Annotated in this window: 20 protein-coding genes; 11 read left to right on the plus strand and 9 right to left on the minus strand. The window is 60.0% G+C overall.

Features of this window, described 5'->3' with window-relative positions; all coding sequences use genetic code 11:
- Nucleotides 1-247: 247 nt before the first annotated feature.
- From QRN33_RS10530 to ppnP, 3 genes are all read left to right on the plus strand, one after another.
- Nucleotides 248-2209 carry an acetyl-CoA carboxylase biotin carboxylase subunit gene (locus QRN33_RS10530; RefSeq protein ID WP_285408444.1) on the plus strand — a complete coding sequence of 654 codons (1962 nt, stop codon included), beginning with the start codon at nucleotides 248-250 and terminating at the stop codon, nucleotides 2207-2209.
- 70 nt (nucleotides 2210-2279) lie between these two features.
- Nucleotides 2280-2822, plus strand: coding sequence for a 3'-5' exonuclease (locus QRN33_RS10535; RefSeq protein WP_252880572.1), 543 nt, complete (start codon nucleotides 2280-2282; stop codon nucleotides 2820-2822).
- A gap of 71 nt (nucleotides 2823-2893) precedes the next feature.
- Nucleotides 2894-3178: a pyrimidine/purine nucleoside phosphorylase gene (gene ppnP, locus QRN33_RS10540; RefSeq protein ID WP_039759849.1), complete on the plus strand. Its 285-nt coding sequence runs from the start codon at nucleotides 2894-2896 to the stop codon at nucleotides 3176-3178.
- Between the two features lie 73 nt (nucleotides 3179-3251).
- On the opposite strand, the gene QRN33_RS10545 is transcribed toward ppnP, so the two are convergent.
- Both QRN33_RS10545 and QRN33_RS10550 read right to left on the minus strand, forming a co-directional pair.
- On the minus strand, nucleotides 3252-4058 hold the full coding sequence (locus tag QRN33_RS10545; protein ID WP_064361557.1) for an MOSC domain-containing protein: 807 nt from the start codon (nucleotides 4056-4058) through the stop codon (nucleotides 3252-3254).
- 192 nt (nucleotides 4059-4250) lie between these two features.
- Entirely contained in the window at nucleotides 4251-5186 is a 936-nt protein-coding gene (locus tag QRN33_RS10550; protein WP_016770829.1) for a chemotaxis protein CheV, read from the minus strand.
- A 454-nt stretch (nucleotides 5187-5640) separates the two neighbouring features.
- On the opposite strand from QRN33_RS10550, the gene QRN33_RS10555 reads away from it, so the two are divergent.
- The 3 genes from QRN33_RS10555 (at nucleotide 5641) to QRN33_RS10565 (ending at nucleotide 8123) form a co-directional block, all read left to right on the plus strand.
- Nucleotides 5641-6111 carry a hypothetical protein gene (locus tag QRN33_RS10555; RefSeq protein ID WP_042607854.1) on the plus strand — a complete coding sequence of 157 codons (471 nt, stop codon included), beginning with the start codon at nucleotides 5641-5643 and terminating at the stop codon, nucleotides 6109-6111.
- A gap of 462 nt (nucleotides 6112-6573) precedes the next feature.
- Nucleotides 6574-7467, plus strand: a complete 894-nt coding sequence (locus QRN33_RS10560; RefSeq protein ID WP_285408687.1) for a sensor histidine kinase — start codon at nucleotides 6574-6576, stop codon at nucleotides 7465-7467.
- Nucleotides 7464-8123 carry a response regulator gene (locus tag QRN33_RS10565; RefSeq protein ID WP_042607856.1) on the plus strand — a complete coding sequence of 220 codons (660 nt, stop codon included), beginning with the start codon at nucleotides 7464-7466 and terminating at the stop codon, nucleotides 8121-8123. Before QRN33_RS10560 ends, QRN33_RS10565 begins: the two co-directional genes overlap by 4 nt.
- Here the strand turns inward: QRN33_RS10565 and yegS are convergent.
- A complete protein-coding gene (gene yegS / locus QRN33_RS10570) occupies nucleotides 8107-9024 on the minus strand; it encodes a lipid kinase YegS (protein WP_042607857.1) in 918 nt (305 codons plus the stop codon). The two genes, QRN33_RS10565 and yegS, sit on opposite strands and share 17 nt — an antisense overlap.
- A 25-nt stretch (nucleotides 9025-9049) precedes the next feature.
- On the opposite strand from yegS, the gene QRN33_RS10575 reads away from it, so the two are divergent.
- Nucleotides 9050-9283, plus strand: coding sequence for a hypothetical protein (locus tag QRN33_RS10575; RefSeq protein ID WP_133247397.1), 234 nt, complete (start codon nucleotides 9050-9052; stop codon nucleotides 9281-9283).
- 56 nt (nucleotides 9284-9339) lie between these two features.
- On the plus strand, nucleotides 9340-9648 hold the full coding sequence (locus tag QRN33_RS10580; protein WP_185054017.1) for a hypothetical protein: 309 nt from the start codon (nucleotides 9340-9342) through the stop codon (nucleotides 9646-9648).
- Nucleotides 9649-9707: 59 nt separating this feature from the next.
- On the opposite strand, the gene QRN33_RS10585 is transcribed toward QRN33_RS10580, so the two are convergent.
- Both QRN33_RS10585 and moaB read right to left on the minus strand, forming a co-directional pair.
- Entirely contained in the window at nucleotides 9708-10934 is a 1227-nt protein-coding gene (locus QRN33_RS10585; RefSeq protein WP_285408450.1) for a molybdopterin molybdotransferase MoeA, read from the minus strand.
- On the minus strand, nucleotides 10918-11457 hold the full coding sequence (gene moaB / locus QRN33_RS10590; protein ID WP_016770598.1) for a molybdenum cofactor biosynthesis protein B: 540 nt from the start codon (nucleotides 11455-11457) through the stop codon (nucleotides 10918-10920). The genes QRN33_RS10585 and moaB overlap by 17 nt, the downstream gene beginning before the upstream one ends.
- 81 nt (nucleotides 11458-11538) lie before the next feature.
- On the opposite strand from moaB, the gene mobA reads away from it, so the two are divergent.
- Together mobA and QRN33_RS10600 are read left to right on the plus strand one after the other, a co-directional pair.
- Nucleotides 11539-12141 carry a molybdenum cofactor guanylyltransferase MobA gene (mobA, locus tag QRN33_RS10595; RefSeq protein ID WP_285408451.1) on the plus strand — a complete coding sequence of 201 codons (603 nt, stop codon included), beginning with the start codon at nucleotides 11539-11541 and terminating at the stop codon, nucleotides 12139-12141.
- A gap of 78 nt (nucleotides 12142-12219) precedes the next feature.
- Nucleotides 12220-12441, plus strand: a complete 222-nt coding sequence (locus QRN33_RS10600; protein WP_016770600.1) for a YgdI/YgdR family lipoprotein — start codon at nucleotides 12220-12222, stop codon at nucleotides 12439-12441.
- 82 nt (nucleotides 12442-12523) lie between these two features.
- Here the strand turns inward: QRN33_RS10600 and QRN33_RS10605 are convergent, their stop codons facing one another.
- The 3 genes from QRN33_RS10605 to QRN33_RS10615 form a co-directional block, all read right to left on the minus strand.
- The gene (locus QRN33_RS10605; RefSeq protein WP_042607860.1) at nucleotides 12524-13414 is read right to left on the minus strand and encodes a pseudouridine synthase; all 891 of its coding nucleotides are present in this window, start codon (nucleotides 13412-13414) and stop codon (nucleotides 12524-12526) included.
- Nucleotides 13415-13484: 70 nt separating this feature from the next.
- Nucleotides 13485-13802 (minus strand): hypothetical protein, encoded by a 318-nt coding sequence (locus QRN33_RS10610; protein ID WP_042607861.1) that lies wholly within the window; start codon nucleotides 13800-13802, stop codon nucleotides 13485-13487.
- Between the two features lie 114 nt (nucleotides 13803-13916).
- Nucleotides 13917-14153, minus strand: coding sequence for a glutaredoxin family protein (locus QRN33_RS10615; RefSeq protein WP_123419059.1), 237 nt, complete (start codon nucleotides 14151-14153; stop codon nucleotides 13917-13919).
- Between the two features lie 198 nt (nucleotides 14154-14351).
- Here QRN33_RS10615 and QRN33_RS10620 point away from each other — a divergent pair, with 198 nt between their 5' ends.
- Complete coding sequence (locus QRN33_RS10620) at nucleotides 14352-16064, plus strand: cation:proton antiporter (protein ID WP_116657950.1); 1713 nt, start codon at nucleotides 14352-14354, stop codon at nucleotides 16062-16064.
- Here QRN33_RS10620 and QRN33_RS10625 read toward each other — a convergent pair.
- Nucleotides 16061-17269 carry an ammonium transporter gene (locus QRN33_RS10625; protein ID WP_285408454.1) on the minus strand — a complete coding sequence of 403 codons (1209 nt, stop codon included), beginning with the start codon at nucleotides 17267-17269 and terminating at the stop codon, nucleotides 16061-16063. The two genes, QRN33_RS10620 and QRN33_RS10625, sit on opposite strands and share 4 nt — an antisense overlap.
- Nucleotides 17270-17417 lie beyond the last annotated feature (148 nt).

Raw genomic sequence — 17417 nt, forward strand, 5'->3', positions numbered from 1 at the left:
AATATCAACCAAAAGGGGCAGTTATCGCTTGAGGACAACCATAGAATCTCCCACAGGTCGAAATGCAGTGCAAATGTGGGAGCGAGCCTGCTCGCGATGAGGCCATCCAACCCACCGCAAAAACCTCAGGAAACCCCACCATGCCCGCCATCCACAAATCCCGGGTCGAAATGCATTGCAAATGTGGGAGCGAGCCTGCTCGCGATGAGGCCATCACATTCACCGCCATCATTTCAGGAAATTCACCATGCCCACTCTCCACAAAATCCTGATCGCCAACCGCGGTGAAATCGCCTGCCGCATCCAGCGCACGGCCCAGGCGCTGGGCTATCGCACCGTCGCCGTGTTCAGCGATGCCGACGCCGATGCGCTGCATGTGCAAATGGCCGATCAGGCGGTGCACATTCGCCCGGCGCCGGTGCAGCAGTCCTACCTCAACATTCCGGCGATCATCGAAGCCGCCCGACGCAGCGGCGCCGATGCGATTCATCCCGGCTACGGCTTCCTTTCGGAAAACGCCGATTTCGCCCGCGCCTGCGCCGAAGCCGGGCTGATCTTCATCGGCCCCAGCGCCGACGCGATCGAACTGATGGGCAGCAAACGCCTGTCGAAGATCGCCATGCTTGATGCCGGTGTTCCATGCATTGCAGGCTACCAGGGCGCCGCGCAGGACGACGCGACCCTGCTGGCCGAGGCCGAGCGCATCGGTTATCCGCTGATGATCAAGGCCAGCGCCGGTGGCGGTGGACGCGGCATGCGCCTGGTGCACGAGGCCAGCGAACTGGCGGCGCAACTGCGCACGGCTCGTTCCGAAGCACTGAACGGTTTCGGCAGTGACGAGTTGATCCTTGAGCAGGCACTGATCGAACCCCGCCATGTGGAAGTGCAGCTGTTCGGCGATCAGCACGGCCATCTGGTCTACCTCGGCGAACGCGATTGCTCGATCCAGCGCCGCCATCAGAAAGTCATCGAAGAAGCACCCTGCCCGGTGATGACCGCCGAGCTGCGCCAGGCCATGGGCGAGGCGGCGCTCAAGGCCGGGCGCGCGGTGGATTACGTCGGCGCTGGCACCGTGGAGTTTCTGCTCGACGCGCGCGGGCAGTTTTATTTTCTGGAGATGAACACGCGCCTGCAGGTCGAACACCCGGTGACGGAAATGATCACCGGACTTGATCTGGTCGCATGGCAGTTGCTGGTCGCCGAAGGCCAGCCGCTACCGCTGACGCAGGAACAGATCCATCTCGACGGTCACGCCATGGAAGTGCGCCTCTACGCTGAAGATCCCGCCGCGGACTTTCTCCCGCAAACCGGCCGGATCGCCGCATGGCAGCCAGCGCTGGGGCACGGCGCGCGCATCGATCACGGTCTGCTTGAAGGTCAGTCGGTCAGCCCGTTCTACGATCCGATGCTGGGCAAACTGATCGCCCACGGCGCCACTCGTGAAGAGGCGCGGCGCAAGCTGTTGCGTGCGGTGCAGGACACCGTGCTGCTCGGGGTGCAGAGCAATCAACGTTTGCTCGAAGGCCTGCTGCAACATCCGCAGTTCATCAGTGGCGACTTCAGCACCGCTTTCATCCAGCAGCACTTTTCCAGCCACGCCAGTCTCAACGCCCATGTGCCAACGACGGAGCAACTGGCGATTGCCGTGGTGTTGTTCTATCAGGCCAGCGCCCTGCCCCATCGCGCCCCTTTGAACGGCTGGCGCAACAACGCCAGCGTGCCTCTGCACTATCGACTCGGCAGTGACGAGCAGGACTGGGCACTGTCGGTGCTGGCGCGCAAATCCGGTGAATGCGTCGTGCAGGTCGGCGAACGCACGCTGGAATTGAAAGTCATCGAGCACACCGCGCAATCGGTCACCATGGAGGTCAACGGTCTGCGCCAGCGCCACGCCTATCGTCTGCACGACGGGCAGCTCTGGCTGTTCACCCATCCGGGCAGCCTGCGCCTGGAGGATCGAACTCATGCGCAGATCGGCAGTCAGACCAGCGTCGCCTCCGGCACCCTGAAAGCACCGATGGACGGTGCCATTGTCGACGTGCTGGTCAGCGAAGGCAGTACGGTGAGCAAGGGTCAATTGCTGGTGGTGCTGGAGGCAATGAAAATGGAGCATCCGCTGAAAGCCGGCATCGATGGCGTGCTCAAACGGGTGCAAGTGAAGGTCGGCGATCAGGTAAAAAATCGTCAGGTTCTGTTGCAGGTCGAGTAGTCGCCCGGACACAAGCGCGGGGTTTGACTACGCTCTGATAAATCAGAACGCGGAAATCAGGAACCCTGCGATGCCCCATTGGCTGGTCATAGATCTGGAAGCCACCACAGACGAGGGTGGCTGGCCGGTGACGGAGATGGAAATTATCGAGATCGGTGCGACGCTGGTCGATCGTGCCGGGCGCGAGCAGGATCACTTCCAGCGCTTCGTCAAACCAACCCGCCGTCCATTGCTGACGCCGTTCTGTCGGGAGCTGACGCACATCACCCAGGCCAACATCGATTCGGCACAACCGCTGAGCGACGTCTGGCCGGCTTTCGAGCGCTGGCTGGCGCAGCATCAGGCTCGCCTTGAAGGCTGGGCCAGTTGGGGCGGTTACGATCGCCAGCAACTGCTGCAGGAATGGCAGCGCCTGAACATCGACAGTGGCCTGAGCAAAGTGCCGCACATGAACCTCAAACAACGCTTCGCCAAGGCCCGCCGCCTGGAACGACCGCTTGGGCTCAACGGCGCGCTGCAACTGGCGGGCATGCAGTTCAGCGGTCAACAGCATCGGGCCCTGGAAGATGCGCGCAATACTGCACGATTACTGCCGCTGGTCCTGCCGCTTTAGGGGCGTGACGAGGTTGCAAGCCTTGTGCATACTGGCCGCCCCCTTTCAAGCCCTTTTCGAGGAATCCGCCCATGTTTAAAGTCAACGAGTACTTCGACGGCACCGTCAAGTCGATCGCCTTTGGCACCGCTGAAGGTCCGGCGACCATTGGCGTCATGGCCCCGGGCGAATACGAATTCGGCACCAGCCAGCGGGAAATCATGCACGTCGTTTCCGGCGCGCTGAGTGTAAAACTGCCAGACAGCAGCGACTGGGAAACCTTCGCCGCCGGCAGCCAGTTCAACGTCCCGGCCAACAGCAAGTTCCAGCTGAAAGTCGCCGTCGATACCGCTTACCTGTGCGAATACCGCGGCTGATCCCGCCGGTTTTCACAGCGCAAAAAAATGCCCGTGTCCAGAAGACACGGGCATTTTTCATTTCAGCGACAGCCTATTCGAGAACTTCCACCGGCATGCCGACTTCCAGGCGGCCGTTGCCGTCGTTGACCAGATTCTGCCCGAACATTGCGCCATCGGCGGTAGAGCGGTGCTTTTGCAGTGTCGCAAAAGGCTCGCGATCAGCGCTGCGCTCACCGGTTTGCGGGTCGACCGTGGTCATGATGCAGCGCGCGCACGGCTTGACCACGCGGAATTCGATGTCGCCGATGCGAATACGCTTCCAGTTGTCCTCGGCGTAAGGAGCGCTGCCTTCGATGACCAGGTTCGGGCGGAAACGCAGCATCTCCAGCGGTCGTCCGACTGTTTCCGCAAGCGCCAGCCGCGAGGCTTCGCCGATCAGCAGCAACGGATAACCGTCCGCGAACGCCACTTGATCGTCGTCCTTGCCGAATCCCGACTGGGTGGTGCGCGCCCGCTCCAGTGGCATTTGCACCAGACGCGTCGGTTTGCCGAGGAAGTCGCTGACAAATCGCGCGGCTTGATCACCGGCGTCCGGAACACGCAGGGTGTCACGCCAGATCGTCACCCCGCGCAGCTCGGCGTCGGCCGCAGGCAATGGGACTTCGATGGAGCCTTGGTCTGGAGCGCTCAGGGTCAGACCGCCGCTGGCATTCCACAATGCCGACAACTGACTCATTTTCGCTTCGGCACGCTGGGTCAGAAAGCGTCCGCTGGCCTCGTCCACCAGCATCCAGCGTCGATCGCCCGCCAGGCCCAGCTTGTCCAGCTCGATGCTTTGCAGGATTTCGCCCTTGCCGGATTTCAACGGGTAACGATAAAGCGCGCTCAGACGCAGCATGGCCAGCTCCCTGATGGAAAAACGCCACCCTATACGAGCTTCAATGCTGAATCAAAGCCGTAGTGGGTTTGAACATATCCGTTGTGGGAGCGAGCCTGCTCGCGAAAGCGCAGGCTCAGACAGCATGGATGGTGAATGTGCCGGCGTCTTCGCGAGCAGGCTCGCTCTCACAGGAAGCAAAATCTGCGTGTTTCAGGCTGGCACGGCGTCGAGCATAAGGCGCTGGCGCACCACATCGACCAGTTTGTCCGGCTGGAACTTGGACAGGAAGTTGTCGCAGCCGACCTTCTTCACCATCGAGTCGTTGAAACTGCCAGACAGCGAGGTGTGCAGCACGACGTACAAGCCACGCAGACGCGGGTCGTTGCGGATTTCCGTGGTCAGACGATAGCCGTCCATTTCCGGCATTTCTGCGTCGGTGAAGATCATCAGCAGTTTGTCAGTCATGTGCACGCCGGTATCGGCCCAGGCCTTGAGCATGTTCAAGGCTTTCAAACCGTCGCTGGCGATGTGCATTTTCACCCCGAGCTGGCCGAGGGTGTCGCGCAATTGCGAAAGCGCCACATTGGAATCATCCACCAGCAACACTTCGCGCCCACGGGCGCGCTCCAGTACCGGGTCGTCGAGTTTCTCGCGCGAGACCTTGGCGTTGTACGGGACGATTTCGGCGAGGACTTTTTCCACGTCGATGATCTCGACCAGTTGATCGTCGACCTTGCTGATCGCAGTCAGGTAATGCTGGCGGCCGGCACTGGTCGGCGGCGGCAGAATGGCTTCCCAGTTCATGTTAACGATGCGGTCGACACCGCCAACAAGGAAGGCCTGCACCGAACGGTTGTATTCGGTGACGATGATCGTGCTGTTCGGGCCCGGCACCAGTGGGCGCATGCCGATCGCCTGGGACAGGTCGATCACTGGCAATGTCTGGCCGCGCAGATTGACCACGCCGCAGACAAAGGGATGACGCTGCGGCATCAAGGTCAGCTTCGGCAGTTGCAGTACTTCCTGAACCTTGAACACGTTGATCGCGAACAACTGGCGTCCGGCCAGGCGAAACATGAGGATTTCCAGGCGATTCTCACCCACCAGTTGCGTGCGTTGGTCTACCGTGTCGAGAATGCCGGCCATCAATGACTCCTGGGCTTGTTCTGATGAATTCACTATGGGGGTTTATCGGCCGCGTTCAGCTAATCTTGATTGCTGTAAGCAGCACCCGTAAAAATGCCATAAACGCCCATTGATGTCACACTGACATCATGCTTTACTGGCGTTCGTGATTTCATCTGCTAGATTCATTGCGGCGCGACCTCGGTTTGCACGTTAGGTTCCCGCGCCTAAGGGATTCCCCTAGCCACAATCAGGCCCAACCTGATATTCGCCCTTTCCAATAGCCATTACTGTGACGCCATTCTCATTGCATGAACGGAGTCAGGCTATTGTGTGCGATCGCAATTCAGTGGCAACCCACCCTCTGGAACCCCTCGGTCCGTGCACCTGCACCGCCGGGCGCGATCTGCCGACGATCCACGATCGTCGCCACACACGGCCATCCGTCAACCAACACGACGTGGTGGAGATGAACATGCCAATCGACCGTAAAGACTGGGCGCAGCGCTTCCCCGAATTTCTGGTCGAGGCCGAAACGCTTCTCGCCAAGTCCGAAGAATGCCTGAACCACCTGCAACTGATCAGCAATGACAAGGATGCCATTGACTGCATGCTCGGCACCCTGCTCAAGCTGGCGGGCCGGGCCGAAGCATTGGCGCTGGAAGCGATCTCCGAGTTTTCCCTGCATATCTACAACCTGCTGAATCTGACCCAGGGTCATGTCGACCTGCACGAGCAGGCCCTCGATGCACTGCGAGACTGCTTCACCCTGATGGCGTGGCAGCTTGAACTGGTCGATCCTAAAACCGGCCAACTGAGCCTCGATGAAAGCGAGCAGGCAGCCTTGCTTGAAGCGTTCGCGGCGCACATGGGCCAGGACACCCTTGAGCCGAAGACGGCGAGCAAACGTTTGCTCCCTTCGTCTCTGACGGCGCGCCAAGCTTGAGAAACCAGGCCGCGATACTGTCGTAATTGAATAGTTGATACCTGCCAGCGACAATCCGGGCAAAATAATCCGCCCGACCAACGGCTGATTTCCAAGTGCCGGCATCAGGGTTTTCCCTGTGTGCACCCGGCGATACTTCCAGGCAAATCGAAGTCGTCCAAATACAATAATTCCAACTTTTCCAATATGGAACTTGCGTCCACGATCCGGTATTTCCTGACCAGATAGACATATATAGCGACCGCGACCAACGGTATGTTAAGTGGTATTATGCCGCCGGTTAGTTGCCTGCCGATTAATGGCACACTGACTTCAGCGTTTCGGTACCGATGTTATTGCCGGTCAATGATTGCTTAACGAATGCGGTTTGAATCAATAACATAATTGACAGTATTTCCACACAGAGATCCGCCCGTTACCGGCCGGTCTGCCCGCAGCGAACATCCATTGGCTCCATCCGTTATGTACGCCAGTCTCAAGTCACTCATTACATGGCCACCCTCACGGGAAAACGCCCGGCGCTTCACACTGATGCTGTGTGTTCTGGCGACCCTTGGCAGTTTACTGGCCTATTGTTTTTCCGCAGGTATTCCGTTGGGGTTGCTGGCGATCGAGATCGCCGCGACCGCCTGCGTCTGGGTGCAATATCGCTTGTCGCGCAAGTCGATCAAGTTCCAGCCGCAAGAGCTGGCCGATCGTCTGCTGCAAGTCCAGGAAAACGAACGGCACCGCCTCAGCCGCGAATTGCATGACGATATCGGCCAATTGCTCACCGCCGCCAAACTGCAAAGTGACTGGCTCAAGCGTCGCCTGCCGGAAGATCTGCAAGAACAATGCGCGGTGCTGTGCGACACGCTGGACGAAACCCTGACCAAAGTGCGTGACGTCTCGGCCATTCTCAATCCGCGGCAATTGACCAGTCTGGGGCTTGAAGCCAGCTTGCGTGCGCATTTGCTCAAGACGCTGGCCAACAGCTCGGTCAACTGGAGCCTCGACTGCCAGCAACGGCTCAACGGCATTCCCGAGGAAATGGCGGTCGCGGCGTTTCGCATCGCTCAGGAAGCCGTTACCAATATCCTGCGCCACGCGCAGGCAAAAAATCTGTTGATTCGAGTGCAGCGTCTGCCGCAAGGTCTGACTCTGCTGATCAGCGATGACGGTCTCGGTTTTGCCCCGGCGGCCGACCCGGCCAGAGAAGGCCAGCGCGGCATGGCCGGGATGGCCGAGCGCATCGAACAGTTGGGCGGCACATTGAGCGTTGTCAGCGAGCCGGGCAAAGGCACAAGAATCGAAGCACTTTTCCCCTGGGCGCCGCGAGCGCTCGAACGGGCCAGTACGAATAAGGTTATGCGTTGACTTGTAACTTACTTCTGGTGGATGACCACTCGCTGATCAGGGCCGGCGTGCGCGCTCTGGTACTGGATATTCCCGGTTACGCGGTAATCGGCGAAGCCAATGATGGTTCGCAACTGCTCGAAATGGTCGAGCAATTGAGCCCCGACATCGTATTGCTGGACATTTCGATGAGGGAAACCGGGGGCCTGGAAGCGCTGCAACGCCTCAAGCGCGTGCGCCCGCAGAGCAAGGTTCTGATCCTGTCGATGCACACCGATCCGGCGCTGATCATGCAGGCGCTGGAGTCCGGTGCCCATGGTTACCTGCTCAAGGACACCACGGCCACCGAGCTCGAACACGCACTGGAAGCCCTGCGCAACAACGAACGCTACCTCAGCCCCGCCATTGCTCATACGGTGATCAACCAGGCATTGACCCGTAACCAGAAGAGCCAGCCGGACATCGCCGATTCGCACAACCTGACGGCGCGCCAGCTGGAGATCCTTCGGCTGATCGTACGAGGCAAATCCACCCGGGAAATCGCCAACGGCCTGGGCTTGAGCGTCAAGACCGTGGAAACCCATCGCGCGCAGATCATGAAACGCCTGCAGATCTACGACGTAGCGGGTCTGGTACTGTTCGCCGTGCGTGAACAGATCATCAGCCTGGATGACTGATTGACGCTTGTGGGCCCAATAGCGGCGAGTCTTTCGGCAGGTGCACCTGCAACGCTGCGGGTTTCGCCACGAAGCGCAGACTATCGCCTTCCAGCGGCTCGCCGTCGAGATTGATGCTCAGCCCTTCGGCGACCTTGATCTCGACCCACGGCAACCGCGCGCGTACAAACATGTTGTCGAGGCCAAAGCCCTCGCTCAGCAAATTCTTCAGTGTCCCGACCAGTTCCTGCGGCGCCGGCAAAATGCTGATATCCAGCAGACCGTCGTCGACTCGCGCCTCGGGGCACAACACATGCCCGCCACCCGCCTGCCGACCGTTGCCGATGCCCAGTGCCAGCAGTTCGCCCTGCCAATGGAAATCCGGCCCCTGCAACTCACCGTAAGCGGCGTGCAGCTCGCTGAACCGGGTCAGGCCAGTGAACAGATAAGCCGCGCCACCCAGGACTTTTTTCAGGTCTTCCGAGGTATTGGCGGTGACCTGGCTGCCGAATCCACCCGTCGCCATGTTGAGGAAAATCTGCCCGCCGACTTCGCCCAGATCGATATCCGAAGGCTCGACGTCCAGCAGATCGAGGGCCTGCGCCGGCTCCAGGGAAATGCCGGCAGCCCGGGAAAAATCGTTGGCGGTGCCCAGTGGCAGCAAGACGAGACTGGCTTTTTGCGGATGCTGAGCCAATGCTTCGGCGATATCACGCAAGGTGCCGTCGCCGCCGCCGGCGATGATTTTCGTGTAGCCGGCGGCCAGCGCTTCTTCTACCAGACGCTGGGCGTCGCCGGCTTCCCAGGTCACTCGCACCGCAAGCTCCCAGCCTGACTCGCGCCTGGCCTCAACAGCGGCGCGGACATCCTCGTTGAGTGCCTGTTTGCCATGCAAGATCAGCAGTGCCCGGCGTTCACTCATAACGTCACTCCAAGAATTGAATCGATTGAAACATCTTGACCACGGCGTGCCTCGAAAAAGCCACCGGGGAGAGCAATTAATTCCTGTTCGAACAGCAAGCTTCCTGCACAGCGGTATTTTTTCTTACGAAACAACAGGAATCGGCTTAATTGACCGCGCCCGGCCCTTGGGTCACCGTGTGCTGGCAGCATCAACCTTCAACCCAATTACACAAGGATGTGCCGGTAATGAACGGATCCCCCCCGATTTATTTTCATGAATCGCGTCATGGAAACATCAGCAAGCGTGCAGTTGATTCATTCAGCGAGTACTTCCATGCACAACCATGAAACCAAGGCACCGGTGAGCCCGGTCGCCGCGCTCGCCGAAAGTCGTGCCAGTAAAAAAGCGGATTATTGCAACAGCGCCAAACCCACTGGAGAGTTTGATATGGAGCCCCGTGTCAGCGAGCTGGAAACCCATTTCAAATACATGCGCCGCGACATGGACGAAATGCTCAATGACGTCCGTACCATCAAACACCGTCTGGCGTATTCGGCGGGTGCGACCGCTGTCATCCTGGGACTGCTGGGATGGGTGGCCAACAGCCGATTCGACCAGTTGGTGACACTGATCAGCAACTGACCGAACCAATCGTTGCACGCGCCGTGCGTACCCGCCGACGCGTGCATGGGTGAGAAGGTCTACCCCAGAAGCTCACTGAGCGCAATGAAGTTCACTTCATCACCCTCGCTCAGCGTGCGGCCTTCTCGGACTTCGACCAATCCGTTGGCCCACGCCGCGCTACGCAGCACACCCGAACTCTGGTTGCGGTAGATGATTGCCCGCCCGTGCTCGAGACGTCCGCGCAAATATTCGCGACGGTTTCCGGCCACCGGCCAGACAAAACCTGCTGGCACTGCAAACTTCAGCGGTTCGACGTCTTGCACACCCAGGCGTCGCAACAGATAAGGCCGCGTCAGCAATGCGAACGTCACCAGCGTGGAGGCGGGATTGCCGGGCAGGCCAATCACCGGCACGTTGCGGAAATGGCCGAAGGTCAAGGGTTTTCCAGGCTTGATGGCGAGCTTCCACAAGGCCAGTTCGCCTTCTTCACGCAAGGCAATGCCGAGGAAATCCGCCTCACCGACCGAGACACCGCCGGTGGAAAGAATCAGATCGACATTTTGCAACTCGCCCAGCCGGGCCCTTGTGGTGGGCAGATCGTCCGGGAGAATTCCGCCATCGATGACTTCACAGCCCAGACGCTGCAGCCAGCTGCACAGAAGCACGCGGTTGCTGTTGTAGATCTGGCCCGGGCCCAGTGCCTGGCCGGGCTCAACCAGTTCGTCACCGGTGGACAATACCGCCACGCGCGGCTTGCGCACGACATTGAGGCCGGCGCAGCCAAGCGAAGCAGCCAGACCTTGCTCAATCGGCCCCAATCGGGTGCCTGCCTGCAGCACCAATTCGCCAACCGTGGTTTCCTGGCCCTGCGGACGAATGTTCTGGTCTGGTTTCAGCGTTTCAAGGAAACGCACTCGGCCGTCGGCCTGAACTTCAGCGTTTTCCTGCATCTCGACGCAGTCCGCGCCCGGCGGCAGCGGTGCCCCGGTAAAGATGCGAGCGCAAGTGCCTCGCTCCAACGGTTGCGGAGACTGCCCGGCGAAGACCTTTTGACTGACGGCCAGCGGCTCACCCTTCCAGTCAGCAAGGTTCAAGGCGTAGCCGTCCATGGCGCTGTTCGGCCAGGGCGGCAGATCCAGTGTCGAGATCAGATCTTCAGCCAGCACCCGTCCTTCCACCTGAGCCAACGGCAAGTGCTCGCGCTCGACAATGCGCGATGCATCGGCCATGGCCAGCAAACGCTCGAGCGCCGCTTCGACGGGCAACAAACTGCCGGCCTTGCCTGGCTTACCCACGGGATTCACAAGGCGCCGCCTGCTTCAGATGGGTGACGAAATTGCACGGACGATGACGGGCGTCCAGTTGCTCAGCGAGGATGCCGTCCCATCCGGTACGCACGGCATTGGTCGAACCTGGCAGGCAGCACACCAGCGTGCCGTTGGCCAGACCTGCCAGGGCACGGGACTGCACGGTCGACGTACCGATATCGGCCACGGATATCTGGCGGAACAGTTCGCCAAAACCGTCGACCTGCTTGTCGAGCAGGCACGCCACTGCTTCCGGTGTGCTGTCACGGCCGGTGAAGCCGGTGCCGCCAGTGATCAGCACCACTTGAACGACATCGTCGGCAATCCAGTTGGCGACTTGCGCGCGAATTTTATACAGATCATCTTTTAGCAGAACGCGCTCGGCCAGCGCATGGCCGGCCGCGATCAAGCGATCGACGAAGACCTGGCCGGAGGTATCGGTTTCCAGGGTTCGGGTATCGCTGACAGTCAGCACCGCGATATTGAGCGGCACGAAAGGTACATCAGCCTTGGCTTTCATAGGCTCTTCCAGTTGTAGGGGAAACAGCCCGGTGTTATATCACAGCGGCTCATTTTTCTGCCGCCCCTCTGGAGAGTCGTCATGCCCTTGAACAGCCCATTGCCACCCTGCTCTGTCCTGCTTCTGGCCGGTGGACGCGGCCAGCGCATGGGCGGTCAGGACAAGGGGCTCATCGAGTGGCTGGGCGAGCCTTTGATCGCGCATTTGCAGCGTAAGGTGCGGCCGCTGACCGACGATCTCATTATTTCGTGCAACCGCAATCGCGAGCGTTATGCCGCGTTTGCCGATCAGTTGGTCATGGATGATGAGGGGAACTTTCCGGGCCCGCTGGCCGGGATTCGCGCAGGGCTGAAAGCGGCGCGTCATGCGCACTTGCTGGTGTTGCCATGCGATGTGCCACGGATCGACGAGGCGTTGCTGCAAGCCATGCTTGCCACCGCCGATCAGCAACGTGAAAAACCTTTAATGCTGCGCCACGGCGAGCACTGGGAACCGCTGCTGTGCGTGATTCCTGTGGCGCTATTGCCGGCATTCGAAGCGGCGTGGCACAGCGGTGAACGCAGCCCCGGGCGGGTGATGCGCGGTCTGGGCGCCGTCGCATTGCAATGCCCCGACAACGACCCACGACTGGCCAACCTCAACACCCCCGAATTGTTACATCTGCATAACACTGTGTCAGACTGACATTATCCAAGGAACTCTCACGCCTTGTTTACGTCTCAAGCTCAGTAACCAGAAGATTTCCCATTCGGAGACACACTCATGACTCAACGGACCCTCGCCACTTTCATGCTCGCACTGGGCCTGGCAACCCTCGCCGGTTGCTCCTCGCCAACAGTGATCACCTTGAATGACGGTCGCGAAATCCAGGCCGTCGACACCCCGAAATACGATGATGATTCGGGCTTCTACGAGTTCCAGCAACTGGACGGCAAAGAAACCCGCATCAACAAGGATCAGGTTCGTACCGTTAAAGAGCTGTAAGGCTCCGGGTCGATACCGGATACACAAAAGCCCGCATTGCGATGCGGGCTTTTTCATGGGCGTAGCAAAAGTGGATCGGTTGTCACCACTGCAAGGTGATCCGGCTTTCGAACTCCCGTAATTCACCCGTCACCGGATCAATGAAGCGCAGGCCTTGCGCAAGCAGCTTCAATGGGTTGGCGTAGTCGTCCTCGACATCTTTCAGCACAGTCGGATAAAAAGGATCGTTGCAGATACTCGCCCCCAGCGCGGTCATGTGCACACGCAGCTGATGCTTCTTGCCGGTCACCGGAAACAGGCCATAGCGCCACAGATCGCCGTTTTTCTCGCGCACCTCGACCGCCGTTTCGGTATTACTGACACCAGGCCCCTCTTGCATGCGGAAGAATGGCTCGCCATCGACCAACCGGCTCTTGTGTACCAACGGAAAATTCAGATCGGGCAGCGCCGGGGCAATCGCTTCGTAGCGTTTGTCGATCTGCCGCGTCGGGAACAGCGACTGATAGGCGGAACGGGTTTGCGGATTGGCCGAGAAAATCACCAGCCCTGCGGTGTGCCGATCGATGCGGTGCAGCGGCACCAGATGCGGATTGTCCAGCCGACGGATCAGCCGCCGCAGCAGGGTCTGCTCGACATATTCCCCGGCCGGCGTGACCGGCAGGAAATGAGGTTTGTCGGCCACCACCAGATGTTCATCGGCGTAGAGAATCGACTCGACCACCGGGATCGGTTTCTCGTCCGGTACTTCGCGGAAGTAATGAATGCGCAAACCTTCCTTGTACGGCAAGTCCAGTGCAATCGGCTGGCCCTGTGCATCCAGCACCCGCCCCCGAGCAATCCGGTCGAGCCACTGCTCGCGGCCGATGGCACTGAAGTGCTCGCACAGGCAATCGAGGACCGTCAGCCAGGGACCGGGCGGCAGGTACAACGTGCTGGCCTGATTGTGCGCAGCGGAAAAAACGGGAGTGGACATACGAAACAGGAATCCTCAATGCAGGCCGGCATTATCCAACACCGAGGCAAAGCCACCTAGCGCAGTTTCTTCACGCCGGCACCGATTTGAGTGCCGCCGCTTCGGTGAACTCCTTCAGCCAGCGCAACACATCGACCGCCTCCCAGCGCCCCGGATCGTACAAGGCATACAGCAGGCCCTGATAACCGACCACATCCAGCTGCTTGTGATAACCGGCGCGTTGAAACAGGGCTTCGATTTCGGCAAAGCAGGTATTGAAATGCAGCTTGTTGAACGGCGTCTTGCCTTCCGTGACCAGCCCGTCCAGGCGCAATTCGAGGACGGCCTCGCGCACCACGTCGACCGACATCCGGTTAACGCTGCTCTTCAACTGTTCGACATTGACCACGGTTCATCCCTCTGACTCGATTGCTGTATGAACATACAGTAACCGAAGAAGCCGGGGACTGCCAACGCAAGGATGGGTTGCTGCGACCAGCGGAATGAACAGGACAACTCTGCATCAGCGTAAAAACGCCACGATTTCATCGCCACTGAACGGCCAATCCAGCTCCGCGCCAGTGTCGACCCGCCGCAGTACCGGAATGCGCAAGCTGTACTTTTCGAACCACGACTCGTCTTCGGCGATGTCCACCAGTTCCACCAGCAGACCATGCTCGACAAAGGGCATCAGCTCGGCTTCGGCGACTTCACACAGATGACACCCGAGGGTGCCGAACAGCTGACATTCAGGAGGCATGACGGCATTACCGGAAAACAAGTGAGCCCATTCTAGGACGGTGCCGAACCCTCGTCGACCCGCCACCGCCCAAAGGATGCAACGCTGCTGGCGCAAAATCCTGACGCAAATCATTCGGCGCAAATTGCAATTGCGTCATCCTCGCGGACTTTTTGCCTCTACGCTTCAGAGGCCAACGCCCTGACAGCGGAGTGTCCCGTGTTTGCAAATCTGTTGATCATTCTCGCCTCGTCCCTGGTGGTGATTGCCCTGTTCCGGCGCCTGCGACTGCCACCGGTGCTGGGCTACCTGTGCGTGGGATTAATGGTCGGGCCGAACGCGTTCGACTGGGTCAACGAGAGCGAACATCTGCCGGATGTCGCTGAGCTGGGCGTAGTGTTCCTGCTGTTCTCGCTGGGCCTGGAGTTTTCCCTGTCGAAGATGATTGCGCTGCGTCAGGTGGTGTTTCGCCTCGGCAGTCAGCAGGTGCTCATCAGCACAGCCTTGCTCGGCACACTGTTGATGGGGCTGGGCATGCCGATGATGCCAGCGCTGTTGCTCGGTGCCGGTCTATCGCTGTCATCCACGGCGATTGTGACCAAGGAGCTGGGCAGTCTCGGTGAAGTATTCAGCAGCCACGGCCAGAACGCGGTCGGCGTGCTGTTGTTTCAGGACGTCGTCGCAGTGTTGCTGCTGACACTGGTGCCCGTGTTCGCCGGGACCAGCGAGCAGCCCTGGTACTGGGCCTTGCCGTTGACCCTGGGCAAAACCGTGGTGCTGTTCTTCGGCCTGCTGCTCGCTAGTCGCTGGTTGCTGCCAAGGCTGTTTCATGAAGTGGCGGCGTCACGCTCGGCGGAGCTGTTCGTCCTGCTGGCACTGGTGATAGTGCTGCTCACCGCATGGCTCACGCACTTGTTGGGCCTGTCGCCAGCCCTCGGCGCCTTTCTGGCCGGCATGTTGCTCGGGGAGAGCCATTATCGGCACCAGATCGAAGCCGACATCCGGCCTTTTCGCGACATCCTGCTCGGCGTGTTCTTCGTCAGCATCGGCATGCTGATCGACCTGCAATTGTTCGTCAGTCACAGCCTGTTGATCATCGGCCTGACGCTGGGACTGATGTTGGTCAAGGGCATCGTGGTTGCGCTGCTGGTGAAGTGGCGTGGCAGCGACAGCGAAACCGCGTGGCGCAGCGGTCTGGCGCTGGCCCAGGGCGGCGAATTCTGTTTTGCCTTGATGGCGCAGATGCAACAGAACAGTTTGCTGCCGGCCGAACCGGGTGCCCTGCTGCTCGCGGCGACGTTCTGTTCGATGCTGCTCACGCCGCTGCTTTTGCGCGCAGCGCCGCGCCTTGCCGCCGTTCTGCACCGCAAGCCCAATCAGGAAGCGCAGATCGAACAGATCAGCGCGCTCAACGCCGATCTCGACCAACATGTGGTGATCTGCGGCTACGGACGCGTTGGCCAGTCCATCGGGCGCTTCATGGGCAATGCCGGGCAAGCCTATGTCGCGCTGGACAACGACCCGGTACGGGTACAGGAAGCCGCTAGCGGGGAAAGCGACGTGCATTACGGCGACTCGGCGCGTGGCGACCTGCTTACTGCCGTCGGCCTGCTACGCGCGAGGCTGCTGGTGATTGCCGTGGATCAAAGTGATGTGGCGTTGCGCATCCTCCGCGAAGCGCGCCGACTCAACCCACAGGTGCCGATCCTGGTGCGCACCCGTGACGACAGCCAATCGGCCGAGCTCAGAGCCGCCGGCGCCACCGAGGTGGTGCCGGAGCTTCTGGAGTCGAGCCTGATGCTCGCTTCACACGCACTGATCATGCTTGGCCTGCCAGCGCATCAGGTGCAGGAGAAAGTCGATCAGGTGCGCATCGATCGCTATCGCCTCCTCCACGGTTTCTACCCCGGAGCCAATGATGAGGAAATCTAGTCCTGACTCACCGCGCCGATCTTGTGCAGCGACAGGTCGGCGCCGTAATACTCTTGTTCCTGACTCAGGCGCAGCCCATGCAGAGCCTTGATCGCGCCGTAAACTACAAAGCCGCCGACCAGCGCCACCACGACGCCGAGCACGGTGCCGATCACCTGGCTGATCAGACTCACCCCGCCCAGACCTCCCAGCGCAGTCTGGCCGAAAATGCCGCAGGCAATTGCGCCCCACACGCCACACACGCCGTGCAGCGGCCATACGCCGAGGACGTCGTCGATTCGCCATTTGACTTGAGCAGCGGTAAAGCACCAGACAAACAAGGCTCCGGCAATTGCCCCCGTCACCAGTGCGCCGACCGGGTGCATCAGGTCGGACCCGGCACAGATCGCCACCAGACCGGCCAACGGGCCGTTGTGCAGAAAGCCAGGGTCATTGCGCCCGACGATCAACGCCGCAACGGTGCCGCCGACCATGGCCATCAGCGAGTTGACGGCGACCAGGCCACTGACACCTTGCAGCGTCTGCGCGCTCATCACGTTGAAGCCGAACCAGCCGACAATCAGGATCCACGAGCCCAGTGCCAGAAACGGGATGCTCGATGGCGCAAATGCGACCAGCCGACCATCGCGATAACGACCATTGCGCGGCCCGAGCAACAACACGGCGGCCAACGCCAGCCAACCGCCCATGGCGTGCACCACCACCGAGCCGGCGAAGTCGTGGAATGCGGCGCCAAACTTCGCCGCCAGCCAGCCTTGCAGGCCGAAGTTGCCGTTCCAGACCAGGCCCTCGAAAAACGGATAGATGAACGCCACGATCAGCGCCGTCGCGCACAGCTGCGGGACGAAACGCGCGCGCTCGGCAATACCGCCGGAAATGATCGCCGGGATCGCGGCAGCGAAGGTCAGCAGAAAGAAAAACTTCACCAGTCCATAGCCATGGTCGGCGCTGAGCACCGCGGCGGGTTGCATGAAGGTCACGCCATAGGAGATCCAATAGCCTATAAAGAAATAGGCCAGGGTCGAGACGGCGAAATCGCTGAGGATTTTCGACAGTGCGTTGACCTGATTCTTCTGCCGGACCGTGCCAACCTCCAGAAAGGCGAAACCGGCGTGCATCGCCAGTACCATCACCGCACCGATCAGAATGAACAAGGTGTTGGAACTGTGAACCAGCGTGTTCACAGCGCTTTGCAGATTTTCCATGAGGAGGCAGACCTGAAGGTTAAAAAGGCACCAAAGCGGTTCATGGGGACATTTCATGCACCAAGTTGCGCGCCGTCAGTCATCCATCCACAAATGGGATGAACTGATTTGGCGCACTGTTGATGTCCGATCACGAACCGCAAGCAGA

Origin of the sequence: Pseudomonas sp. FR229a (genome assembly GCF_030209115.1) — a bacterium.
GTDB classification, from domain to species: Bacteria; Pseudomonadota; Gammaproteobacteria; order Pseudomonadales; family Pseudomonadaceae; genus Aquipseudomonas; species Aquipseudomonas moraviensis_A.